A 12,148-nucleotide genomic window follows, 5' to 3' on the forward strand; every position below is an offset into this window, starting at 1 on the left:
ATGGAATCCAGGCACCCGGCACCGCGGCGTGGTCGCCCGCGCCGCATCGACCAGGAGGCGATCACTCGGGCGGTGCTCGACCTCGGTGCCGAAAATGCCACTATGCGCCGCGTTGCCGAACGTCTCGGGGTAAGCCTGCCGGGTTTGTATCACCATGTGAAGAACCACGACGAGCTGCTTCGGATGGTTACCAGACGCGCGCTGACGGAATCGCCGCCACCGCGGTACGAGGGCCAGCATTGGGCACTGTGGTTACGTAGTTATGCGTCATACATCCGCACCACGCTGGCATCCGAGCCGGCACTGCTGGAGAAGTTCCTCAGCGGGCAAACCGCCGGATACGACGGCGAGATGGAATACATCGGCGACGCGCTGGAGGCTCTGCATGCCCAGGGGTTGCAGCCGGGTGAGGCCCTCGCCGTTTGGTCAGCGATTACCGCGATCGCGATGGGAAGTGTCAGCGAAGCACACCGCGAGCGCATCCACGCTGAACATGGCCAGCCCTGGATAGCGCGGATCTTCTCGATGACCGCACGTTCTGGACGGACTGACTACCCGGCGCTGCGTGCGATCGCTCGATCCGGGTGCGACCCCTTCGGCGAACAAGCATTCCAGCACCGACTCACCCTGCTGCTCAATGGAATAGCCGCACAGTACGGGCTGCCGCCTGAGCCTACCGCCGATGCATCCGATGCTCAGCAGCGAAACGATTCCGGCGACAGTTGAACGCGACCGCTGTGCGCCGATAGCCCGGTCAAGAACTGTCCCGCGGGCCCTGCTCGACGATCCAGGCGGCGATCTGCGCGCGCGAGGTGAGGCCGAGCTTGGTCAGGATGTGTTCGACATGTCCCTCCGCGGTGCGCTGCGAGATCACCAACTTCGTGGCGATCTGCTTGTTGGTGAGCCCCTGGGCAACGAGGTCGGCGACCTGCCGTTCCCGTTTGGTCAATTCATGTTCCGAAGCGAGTGGGGCGACGGTTGGCCGTTCGCCCAGTGCGTAGGCCACCGCAGCGTCCATCCCCATAGCGTGGCCGCGCCGGAACGCCGAATCGAATCGTCGTTCGCCGAGAGCGCGGCGCGCCATGCGCTCGCATTCGTCGTGAGCTTGGGATATCTCCGGGAAAAAGATCAAAACAGAGGAACGCAACAGATTTTCCGCCGCGCCCATCAGAACGGCCGCGCGCTCACCCTCGCTATCGGCGACCATCCAAGCCAGCCCCTCGAGATCGAAGGCCGCGACGATAGGGCTGCGCACGCGCCGATTGACCCGCAGCGATTCCTGCAGCAACTGTTGTGCATGGGGCAGCTCACCTTGGAGCCACATGGCAATGCCCATCCCCCACAGCGCATTCGAGCGGAAGAGCGATTCGCCGCAGGCTTCGGTGATGCGAAGCAGCTGCTCGTTACACTCGATCGCGCGCTTGGTATCCCCCTGCATCGAGTATGCCCAACCGAGCAACATCAACGCAGTAATATGTAGGACTCCTCGCCGACTCGAGCTGAATACTTCGACGGCACGCTCGACGCTGGTGACTGCGCGTGCAGGTTCGTCTCGATACAGTGCCAGGACGCCGTCGCCATACGCGATCAAAGCCTGGTTCATCGGAGTGGGATCCTGTTCAGCCAGTGCGCGCGCCTGCTCCATTGAGGCATCTGCCACCTGAAAGTCCTGCTGCACCGCGGCCACGATAATTTCGTGTAAAAGCGCCCTGACACGGTCAGGTATCGACCGCGCGTCGGGGTGGGCGAGGATGCGGTCGAGCCAGCGGCGGCCTTCCCCGTACAGACCCCAAAAGCCCCAGAAGATCCACAACGCGGCGGTGGTGCGCAGCCCAGCCTCGGCCGACTCCGCACTAGCGTCGGACAGGCAGAACTCTAGCGCATCACGCAAGTTCGGTTGCTCGCGGTCGAGTCGGGCCAGCCACTCGAGCTGCCGGTCGCTGATCCACCCGGCCTCGGCGTCCAGCGCCAACCGCTGATACCAGTCACGGTGCCAGCGACGCAGATCCTGGTATTCGCCGGATTTGCACAGCTGCTCGTGCCCGTAGTCGCGCACCGTCTCGAGCATCCGGAAACGCACGACACCATGCGACTCCTCCCGGATCACAATTGACTTGTCCACCAGCGACGACAACACATCGAGCAGACTGTCCGGCGTCAGGTCGGCACCGCACACCTGATCGGCGGCGTCGAACTCGAAGCCGCCGGAAAACACCGACAGCCGCGCCCACAGCCGCTGCTCGACCGGCGTACACAGCTGGTAGCTCCAGTCGATGCAGTCCCGCAGAGTCTGCTGCCGCCTCGGCGCGGTCCGGCTGCTGCGGGTCAGCAGCCCATACCGATCGGTCAGCCGCGCCAGGATCTGTCCCGGCGACATGGTGCGCATCCGCGCCGCGGCCAACTCGATCGCCAACGGCAACCCGTCCAGCCGGGCACAGACCCCCGCGATAGCCGCCTTGTTGTCCGCGGTGACCTCGAAACCGGGCACCACCGCTGCGGCACGCTCGGCGAACAACGTCACCGCATCGTATTTGGGCAAACCCCGCAACGTCGGTTCACTGGCGGAGTCTGGAACGGTCAACGGCAACACCCGCAGCACTACTTCCCCGGCGACATCCAACGGCTCTCGGCTGGTCACCAGAATCCGAAGACTCGGACACGCGTGCAACATCATCTCGACCAGCTCGGCCAACGCCGCCACAACTTGCTCGCCATTGTCCAGAACCAGCAGCGTGTCCTGGGACTGCAGGAACTCGACCAGGACCTGCTGCAACGGCCGCGCCGAATCGTCGCGCACCCCCAGGCCTGCGGCCACGACCCCGGCCAACAGAGCTGGATCGCGCACAGTGGCCAGCTCGATCACCCACACCCCATCCGCGAAACCCGATCGAGCATTCGACGCCGCCCGCAATGCCAGCCGGGTCTTCCCAACACCCCCGATTCCGGCCAAAGTCACCAGCCGTGAGACCGACAGCAGGTTCTTGATCTCCGACACCTCGGTGCGGCGGTCGATGAAACTGGTCAACTCTATCGGCACCTCGCCAGTGCTGCGGCGGCCGCCCGCTGTCGGCGGCGGCACCGGTGCCGGGCGCGGTGGCGCCTGGCCTGGCAGTCCGGGTACCACGTCAGATTGACGGTGCAGGGCCATCTCACCGATCTGGTATCGGTGGTGGCGCTGTACCTGGCGCAGGGCCCCGCTGAATCCCTCCACCGTCGGCCGCTGCCGGGGGTCCCGGTGCATCGCCGATTCCACTGCCGCCGCCATGTCCTCGGGAATACCGCCCTCACGCAGGTCCGGAAGCGGCTGGCTGGTGATCCGCAAAAACTGTGCCACCACCTGTTCACCGCTGCGGCGCTCGAATGGGGCATGCCCAGTCAACGCGCAGAACAAGGTCGCGCCCAGACTGTAAACATCCGCGGCCGGTGTCGCGGCCGCGCCCGCCAGCACCTCCGGTGCGGTGAAGGCCGGAGACGCGGTCAAGATGCCCGTGGCCGTCTCGAACCCGCCCGCGATACGGGCGATACCGAAATCGGTCAACGCGGGTTCACCGTAAGCGGTGAGCAGAATGTTGCCCGGCTTCACGTCCCGGTGCACGATCCCCAGCCGATGTGCCGACTCGAGCGCACCCGCGATCTTCACCCCAATCCACAACACAGTCTCGACGGACATCGCACCCCGCCGACGGACCCATACGTCGAGCGAATCCAACGGGTGATACGGCATCACCAGATACGGTCGCCCGCTGGAGGTGACCCCCACCTGCAGCACAGTCACGATGTTCGGGTGCCCGGTCAACCGACCCATCGCTTTCTGCTCGCGAAAGAACCGCTCCTGGCTGTCGGTGCCCAGCTCCGCGGTCAACACCTTTACCGCCACCGTGCGGTCCAACTCCGTCTGGGTGCATCGGTAGACCACGCCGAAACCCCCGCGGCCGATCTCTTCGGCATCCTCGAATCCGCACGCACCTAACTCCACCGTGACGGGTAAATTCGCGTCACGGCGGGTCTGCAGCGGATCATCGACCATTAGTGCGCAATCCCGCCCGGCAGGCATACCGGGCAACTGTGTCCCGCCTTCCGACAACGCTCAGCTTATCGCCGCTGCATCCCGGATCGCCATATGATCTCCTCGACCGAGCCGGTGACGATCACCCCGGTCGGCCCAATTCCGACAATCCCATCGGCCTCACGTCCGATCTTGTCCGGCGCTCTCACCGCCGCTGAAACACGCACGCGTCCCAGTGAAGTGGACTACAGCGCCTTCAGCTCCTCGGTGACCTCACCGACGGACTTCTTGGCGTCGCCGAACAGCATCGAGGTGTTATCCGCGTAGAACAGCGGGTTGTCGATGCCAGCGAAGCCGGAGTTCATGGATCGCTTGAGCACGATGACCGACTCGGCCTGGTCGACATTGAGTACCGGCATACCGTAGATCGGCGAGGACGCGTCCTCGCGGGCGGCGGGGTTGGTGACGTCGTTCGCGCCGATGACCAGTGCTACGTCGGTGCGGACGAACTCGCCATTGACGTCGTCCATTTCCTTCATGGCGTCGTAGGAGACCTCGGCCTCGGCCAGTAGCACGTTCATGTGACCGGGCATGCGGCCCGCGACCGGATGAATCGCGTACTTGACCTCGACGCCCTTGGCCTCCAAGAGCGCCGCCATCTCCTTGACCGCGTGCTGCGCCTGAGCGACGGCCATGCCGTAACCCGGAACCACGATGACCTGGTTGGCGTAGGCCATCTGGATCGCGGCATCCGCGGCGGAGGTGGCCTTGGCCTGTTTCTGCTCGCCACCGGATGCGCCAGGTGCGGTTGCGCCGCCGCCGAATCCGCCCGCCATGATGGCCAGGATGGAGCGGTTCATGGCCTTGGCCATGAGGTTGGTCAGGATAGTGCCCGATGCGCCGACGATCATGCCCGCCACGATCATGGCGGTGTTGTTCAGCGCCAGACCCGCTGCGGCGGCGGACAGGCCGGTGAGGGCGTTGAGCAGCGAGATGACCACCGGCATGTCCGCGCCTCCGATGGGCAGCACGACCATCAACCCCAGCACCGCCGCGAGAAGCAGCAGCCCGATCATCCACCACATGGACGCGCCGCTGCTGGTCGCGCCGATGCCGATCACCGCCGCAGAGGTGATGGCACCCAGCAGGAGCAGCAGATTCACCGGCTGCTGCAGCTTGCCCAGACTAATCGGGCGGCCCGGCAGGATCTCCTGGAGCTTGCCGAAGGCGATCAGCGACCCCCAGAACGACACGGATCCGATCAAAGCCGCGAACAACGACGCGGTCACGATGTGAGCCGTCGGCGACTCACCGTTCTCGAAATGCGTGAACCCTTTGGTTTCAATGAATTCCGCCCACGCGATCAGTGCGACTGTGCCGCCACCGACGCCGTTGAACGCGGCCACCAGCTGCGGCATGGCCGTCATCTTGGTGAACCTGGCTGGCGGCACCCCCAGCACCGCGCCCACGACCAGACCCGCGACGATCAGCAACCAATTCGCCGTGTCACGGATCGAGATCAGCGTCGCTACAACGGCGATCACCATGCCGAGTGCCGCGATCCAGTTGCCGCGCACCGCAGTCCTCGGCCCTGTCAGGCCCATCAGACCATAGATGAACAGCGCGAAGGCAATTACGTACAGAAAATCGACGAGATTGTCCATTACTTGGTCGCCCTTTTGGTCTTGAACATGCCGAGCATGCGGTCAGTTACGACGAAACCCCCGATTACGTTCAAGGTTCCGAACACCACCGCGACGAACAGGATGATCTGCGTCAGGATCGAGGGGTGCTCGACCTTGCCGAACACCACCAACGCACCCAGCACCACGATGCCGTGAATGGCGTTGGTGCCCGACATCAGCGGGGTATGCAGGGTATTGGGGACCTTGGAGATGACGGCGAAGCCGACGAACCCGGACAGCACCAGGATCGCGATGTTCGCCAACAGTTGGGTGTACATCAGGCTTCCACCTCGGAGTTCGAATTCTCGCTCGGCTCGCGCGTGACGCAGGAGTCGGCCAGCACCTGATCGGAGAAATCAGGCTGTAGTACACCACCTTTCAACATAAGTTCGAGCAAGGCGGCGACGTTCTTGGAGTACAGCTCCGACGCGTGCTCGGGCATCGTCGCGGGTAAGTTCAGCGGCGAGGCGATCGTGACACCGTGGCGCACTATCGTTTTCCCGGGCTCGGTGAGCTCGCAGTTACCGCCGGTCTCACCGGCCATGTCCACGATCACGCTGCCCGGCTTCATGCCCTCCACCGCCGCGGCGGTCACCAGCCGCGGCGCGGGACGACCCGGTACGAGAGCGGTAGTGACGACGACGTCGAAGCCCTTGATGGCCTCCTCGAGGGCCTGCTGCTGCTGCGCGCGCTCCCCCTCGGTGAGTTCACGGGCGTACCCGCCCTCCCCTGCGGCATCGATGCCCAAGTCCAGCCACTGCGCACCGACCGACCGCACCTGGTCGGCGACCTCGGGCCGCACGTCGTAACCCGTTGTGCGGCCGCCGAGCCGCTTGGCGGTCGCCAAAGCTTGCAGACCCGCGACACCCACACCCAGCACCAGCACGGTCGCGGGCTTAACCGTGCCTGCGGCGGTGGTGAGCATGGGGAAGAAGCGGGTGGATTCCGACGCGGCCATTAGTACGGCCTTGTAACCGGAGACATTGGCCTGCGAGGACAACGCGTCCATAACCTGCGCGCGGGAGATACGGGGAATGGCCTCCATGGCGAACGCCTGCACGCCCGCCGCCTGCAGTGCGCCGACCTTGTTGTCCGAATTGCGCGGCGCGAGGAACCCGATCAGGGTCTGCCCGGAAGAAAGATTGGCGATCTCACCGTCATTGGGTGGGGCCACCTTCACGACCACGTCAGCCGACCACGGATCGCCAATAGTGGCTCCCGCAGTCGTGTAGGCCTCATCCGGAATCAATGCGCCCAGACCGGCACCGGCTTCGACGATCACTTCGACACCCTGCTTCAGCAGAGACGGAATGATCTTCGGTACCAATGCGACGCGTCGCTCATCCGCGTTCGTCTCACGAACCACCCCGACACGCGCACCGCTCGGCGCTGCCGTCTGTACCGAAGTGTCCATTGTCTCCAATGGCGATCTCCTTTCGTCGGACCCAAGCCTCATTCAGGCGCGGTCACGGTCGAGTTCGGGTTGTGCGGCGAAATAGGTGTCGACAGCGTGCCGCAACCACCGCTCACGCGATCGCATGGCGGCGCGGCTCACGTCCGCGCCGGGCACAAGGCGGTCGAAACCGTGCCAGCAACCGGGATAGATCTGGAAATCCACGGGCACGCCGCAGGACCGCAGCCGGTCCACATAGGCGACGGTCTCATCTCGAAATGGCTCGAGATCGCCCACATAGGTGAAGGTCGGCGGCAGTCCTCGCAAGTCGGTCGACCTCGCCGCTGCCGCGTAGGGCGGAACCCGTTGTGTCCAATAGAGTTCGCCCAGGTACAGCTTCCAGGCCGCGATGAGGGTCACGGTGTCGACTAACGGCGCGTCGCTGTCCCGCGCGGACCTCGTGCACACGCGGTCGTCGATCATCGGGTAGATCGGCATCTGGAAGGCAATATTCACCTCGCCGCGATCGCGCGCGAGCAGAGTTAGCGCCGCCGTCAGTCCACCGCCGGCGCTCTCGCCCGCGACCGCGATCTGATCGTCGCGGATCCCGAGCCGGTTCGCGTTGTCGCGCAACCAGATCAGCGCGTCATAGCAGTCCTCGAGCGCTGCCGGATACGGGTGATCGACGCTGAGCCGATAGTCCGGCGCGACCACCACACAACCGGTCGCCGCGATCAACCGCCGGTAGATCGGCACGTCCTGGTCGGGCCGACCGAGAAAGTAGCCGCCACCGTGCAACCACAGCAGTCCGGTGCCGACGTCCGTCGGTGCCAGCGGGGAATAGACCTTCACCCGTAGCCGAGTTCCGTCGGTCCGCTTGATCCCGAATTCACGCACCCGCATTGTCGTCGGTTGCCTGAACTGCGCGATCCACATGAGTACGTCGACGAGTCTGCTGGCCATGCGGAGCCTGTACTCGCCATGTCCGGACAGCACCCGTCGCATCCATACGCCGGTGCTTCGCAACTGCCTGTCCATCATCGCGTCGCTGATCTTCACGTCGAGCCTTTCGCAGGTGCGGTGACGCTACCACGAAACTGGACCGCATTACAGACAGTAGTCCAGACAAATGATCAGTCGCTCATCGCAACAGCGCACCCGCCAAGGTGTTGCTTCCATAATCATGTCCGAACTATCATCCAGACATATGTCCAGTAAACGTCGTACATTTCCGCTCCGAGCCACCACTCGCCCTGCCACCGGTACGGTCGTCGCCGTCACTGGCGGCGCCCGCGGCATCGGACGCGCCATCGCCGAGCGGCTCGTCCGAGCGGGGGCGCGCGTCGCCGTCGGCGACATCGACCGCGACGCGATCGCGCGGGCCGGTGTCGAACTCGCTCCGGCCGTGGCGTTCGAACTCGACGTCACTGATCCCGCATCCTTCGCGACATTCCTCGACAGCGTCGAATCCGCCCTCGGCCCTATCGACGTGCTGATCAACAACGCCGGGATCATGCCGGTCGGGCGGTTCACCGAGGAGTCCGATGCGATCACCCGGCGCATCCTCGATATCAACGTCTACGGCGTGATGCTCGGCACCAAACTCGCCCTGCCCCATATGCTTCGCTGCGGCCACGGCCAGATCATCAATATCGCCTCGCTGGCCGGCGAGAATCCGACCCCTGGCATGGCCAGCTATTGCGCGAGCAAGCAGGCGGTGCTCGGATTCACCGAGGCGATGCGCCTGGAGTACCGCGACAGCGGAGTTTGCTTCTCAGCGGTCCTGCCGACCTTCACTCGTACGGAGTTGATCGCGGGGACACGGGCCCCACTGGGACTGCTGGCCGAACCCGATGACGTTGCAGCGGCCGTGGCCGCACTCATCGCACGCCCCCGCCGTCGCGTCACGGTGACCCGCGCCGCAGCTGTCCTGGCCACGTTCAACAAGCTCACACCCCGACCGCTCGGCGAGCACATCGCCCGGCGGCTCGGCGTGCACAACACCTTCATCGACGGCGTCGATCACGGCGCCCGCCGCGTCTACGACGACCGACTGCGTCAGCACTGACCCGAACTCCGTTCCGACTGCGTCCGGCCCAGCCCGGACGATCCCGGTTTCGCCGCCGCCGAGATGCTGCACATCGATCCCGACACCGGCATCGACTGCCGGGCAGGTGTGGAAGCTTGCCCGGTGGACGCGATCTACGGCGATGACGGACCTGCCGCGAGAACTGAGCCGCTACGCCGAAATCAACGCGGCCCGGTTCCGGCACAATCCACTGGACAACGGGACAGCCTCCGCGGCGAGCCCCACAAGGTTGCCCCGCGACAGCAGGCCGCTGCGTGTGGCCGTCGTCGGCACCGAGCCAGCCGCCTACTACGCCGCAGAGCAAATGATCGCTCGTGGCGAGGTAGACATCGACATGTTCGACGGGCTGCCGGCTCCGTTGGACCTCGCCCGTTACGGGTCGCGTCCGACCACCCCGAGACCTATGGCGCCATCGACATGTTCGGGGGCCGCATTCGAACGCGGTTCCGTCCGGCCCCACCTCAATGTCGATGTCGGAAGGGATATCTCGCACGCAGAACTGGCAGCCCCTACGACTGACCAGTTGGGGCGTTCTGCGAATCGGCGGCCCGACGGCCCGAACAGCACGATCGCGCAGGTCGATATCAGGTACGTGCTCCACGACATCGACAACGGCGGCGTCGCAGATCGGCTGAGTAATCCTCGCGAATCAGCGGCTCTCGATCATGTGTTTCAGCTCCGTGACCGACCAGGGCGGCTCATGCGTGTGGTCGCGGTAGCCCAGCGGGGCGGCCACTGGACGGCCGAACGCACCGACGAAACCGCCGGCGGCGATGAAGATTTCGCCTGATACCGCACGGGCGTCGTCCGAGGCCAGGTAGACGTAGAGCGCGGCGGCGTATTCCGGCGGGGGTGCGTCCAGCGAGCCTCGCATGCTCACCTCGTCGAGCAGGCCCCTGCGGTGCAGCTCGAGGATATGGGCTTCGTAATCGGGGCCGGAGGACAGCCGCGTCCTCGCGCCGGGGCACACGGCGTTGACACGGACGCCGGATTCCTTCAGTTCGGCGGCCATGGCCAGGGTGAGGCTGGCGACCGCGCCTTTACCGGCAGGGTAGCCGGTACCACCGTAATCACCGAGGTAGGCGAAGGATCCGGTGTTGATGATCGAACCGGTGCCGCGCGCCGCCATTAGCGGCGCCGCCACACGGCATGTGTTGAAGACGGTCGTGAGATGGGAGTCGAGCAACTCCCGCCACTGGGCGGTGGTCACGGTGAGGATAGAGGATCCGGACGGCTCGGCGATGCCCGCGCAGTTCACCAGGATGTCGATACCGCCGTAGGCGGCCGCGCAGTCCGACACGAGTTGTTCGGCAACCAACTCATCGGCCGCGGAACCCGCTATGCCCAACGCCTTTCCGCCCTCACGTGCGATGGCCGCCGCCGCGTCGCGCACCGCGGTCGCACTGCGGGAGTTGACCACGACACCCGCGCCCTGGGCGGCCAGTGCGCGGGCAACGGCCAAGCCGACTCCGCTGCCACCGCCGACGACGACCGCCCCGCGGCCAGCCAGTATCTGTTCTCCGGACATCTCCGGCTCCTCACTGCCGCGGGTTGGCGCGGCGATAGGCACTGGTCGGCGGGACCCGCGCCGATGCGTCACGTCCCGCCAATGCGATCCCATTTCGGCGATACAGCCAAGCCCGCAGCCGCGAACCGTTTGATCCACGTGGCCGGCGAGTTCAGGCCGTCCCGCTGCTTCCTCCGCTGGACCGCCTTCCCGCTACGGCAGATCCAGCGCGGACAGCTTGGTGCCGAGCCGGTCCAAGTAGTGCAACACCTCGTCGGCGGATCGATCAGGAAGCCCGTAAAGCACGTCGGTGACCCCCTCAGCCGACCAGCGTGCGAGCTTGTCAGGGTCGGGTTTGAAGTCCAAGGCGACGACACGGGGACGCCCTGATCTCCCCGCATCGGCCCAGATCTTGTGCAGCAGTTCGAGTCTGGCAGAGATGTCGGTCTCGGTCGGGGTGGTAATCCAGCCATCACCGCTTTTCGCGATCCATTGGAAGGTCTTCTCAGTGCCGGCGGCTCCGATCAGAACCGGGATGTGCGACTGCACCGGTTTGGGCCAGGCCCAGCTGGGACCGAAGCTCACATACCGGCCGTCATAGCTCGATTCCTCCCGGGTCCACAGTTCGCGCATGGCCTCGACGTACTCACGCAGCACGGTGCGTCGCTTGTTCGGAGGTACGCCGTGGTCGGTGAGTTCGTCCGTATTCCAGCCGAACCCTGCCCCCAGACTGACTCGCCCGCCGGAGAGGTGATCGAGCGTGGCGATGGTCTTGGCAAGTGTGATCGGGTCGTGCTCGACCGGCAGAGCGACCGCGGTGGAAAGTTCGATGCGCTCGGTCACCGCAGCGGCCATGGCCAGCGACACCCAGGGGTCGAGGGTGCGGGTGTAGCGGTCATCGGGCAGGGAAGCATCGCCGGTCGACGGATGCGCGGCCTCGCGTTTGATCGGGATGTGGGTGTGTTCAGGTACGAAGAACGACCCAAAGCCGCGCTCTTCCGCAGCCGCGGCTGCGGCCGAGGGCGTGATACCGCGGTCGCTGGTGAACAGAACTATTCCGAATCGCATACGGGCGCCGTCTCTTTCGTGTTCGTGTCGGTCATCGGCGAGCGGCCGTCCGGCCCGCACGGCGTCCGTAGAAGCTGCCATCCCCCAGTGACGCGCCACTGGCGTAGCCGCCGGTGCAGATGCCCGCCGTACACCGGCCCGCCGCGTAGAGGCCAGCAATCGGTTGGCCCGATGCGTCCAGGACCCGCGCGTCGAGGTCGGTGCGCAGCCCGCCGAGTGGGAATCCCGCCGTGAACCCGCGCATATCGAAGGCGGCCACCGGGGATCCGATCGGCTTCAACCATTCCAACTTCTTCCCCAGCAACGGATCGACGCCTTGGGCGGCATATTCGTTGTAGTAGGAAATCGTGTCCTGCAGAGCATTCCCGGGCAGCCCCATCTCCGCTTCGAGTTCAGCGAC

The 12,148-nt window shown here is 65.3% G+C and carries 10 protein-coding genes; 2 read left to right on the plus strand and 8 right to left on the minus strand.

Annotated elements, in window-relative coordinates:
* Positions 1 to 72 precede the first annotated feature (72 nt).
* Positions 73 to 726 (plus strand): TetR family transcriptional regulator, encoded by a 654-nt coding sequence (locus NP3_RS14835; RefSeq protein ID WP_245720943.1) that lies wholly within the window; start codon positions 73 to 75, stop codon positions 724 to 726.
* Between the two features lie 28 nt (positions 727 to 754).
* Here NP3_RS14835 and NP3_RS14840 read toward each other — a convergent pair whose 3' ends face one another.
* The 5 genes from NP3_RS14840 to NP3_RS14860 form a co-directional block, all read right to left on the minus strand.
* Entirely contained in the window at positions 755 to 4,054 is a 3,300-nt protein-coding gene (locus NP3_RS14840; RefSeq protein ID WP_157124315.1) for a protein kinase domain-containing protein, read from the minus strand.
* 197 nt (positions 4,055 to 4,251) lie between these two features.
* The gene (locus NP3_RS14845; protein WP_063041693.1) at positions 4,252 to 5,670 is read right to left on the minus strand and encodes an NAD(P)(+) transhydrogenase (Re/Si-specific) subunit beta; all 1,419 of its coding nucleotides are present in this window, start codon (positions 5,668 to 5,670) and stop codon (positions 4,252 to 4,254) included.
* Positions 5,670 to 5,969 carry an NAD(P) transhydrogenase subunit alpha part 2 gene (locus NP3_RS14850; protein WP_063041695.1) on the minus strand — a complete coding sequence of 100 codons (300 nt, stop codon included), beginning with the start codon at positions 5,967 to 5,969 and terminating at the stop codon, positions 5,670 to 5,672. Before NP3_RS14850 ends, NP3_RS14845 begins: the two co-directional genes overlap by 1 nt.
* Positions 5,969 to 7,105: a Re/Si-specific NAD(P)(+) transhydrogenase subunit alpha gene (locus NP3_RS14855; RefSeq protein WP_063041697.1), complete on the minus strand. Its 1,137-nt coding sequence runs from the start codon at positions 7,103 to 7,105 to the stop codon at positions 5,969 to 5,971. Before NP3_RS14855 ends, NP3_RS14850 begins: the two co-directional genes overlap by 1 nt.
* 42 nt (positions 7,106 to 7,147) lie before the next feature.
* Complete coding sequence (locus NP3_RS14860) at positions 7,148 to 8,047, minus strand: alpha/beta hydrolase (RefSeq protein ID WP_218024858.1); 900 nt, start codon at positions 8,045 to 8,047, stop codon at positions 7,148 to 7,150.
* Positions 8,048 to 8,291: 244 nt separating this feature from the next.
* Here NP3_RS14860 and NP3_RS14865 point away from each other — a divergent pair, with 244 nt between their 5' ends.
* Positions 8,292 to 9,152, plus strand: coding sequence for an SDR family oxidoreductase (locus NP3_RS14865; protein ID WP_063041699.1), 861 nt, complete (start codon positions 8,292 to 8,294; stop codon positions 9,150 to 9,152).
* A gap of 670 nt (positions 9,153 to 9,822) precedes the next feature.
* On the opposite strand, the gene NP3_RS14870 is transcribed toward NP3_RS14865, so the two are convergent.
* From NP3_RS14870 to NP3_RS14880, 3 genes are all read right to left on the minus strand, one after another.
* Positions 9,823 to 10,701: an SDR family NAD(P)-dependent oxidoreductase gene (locus NP3_RS14870; RefSeq protein ID WP_063041701.1), complete on the minus strand. Its 879-nt coding sequence runs from the start codon at positions 10,699 to 10,701 to the stop codon at positions 9,823 to 9,825.
* A 192-nt stretch (positions 10,702 to 10,893) separates the two neighbouring features.
* On the minus strand, positions 10,894 to 11,748 hold the full coding sequence (locus NP3_RS14875) for an LLM class F420-dependent oxidoreductase (protein ID WP_063041703.1): 855 nt from the start codon (positions 11,746 to 11,748) through the stop codon (positions 10,894 to 10,896).
* 31 nt (positions 11,749 to 11,779) lie between these two features.
* The coding region (locus NP3_RS14880; protein ID WP_157124317.1) for an FAD-binding protein at positions 11,780 to 12,148 on the minus strand (369 nt) is incomplete at its 5' end.

The sequence above is a fragment of the Nocardia pseudovaccinii NBRC 100343 genome (assembly GCF_001613225.1).
Lineage (GTDB): Bacteria > Actinomycetota > Actinomycetes > Mycobacteriales > Mycobacteriaceae > Nocardia > Nocardia pseudovaccinii.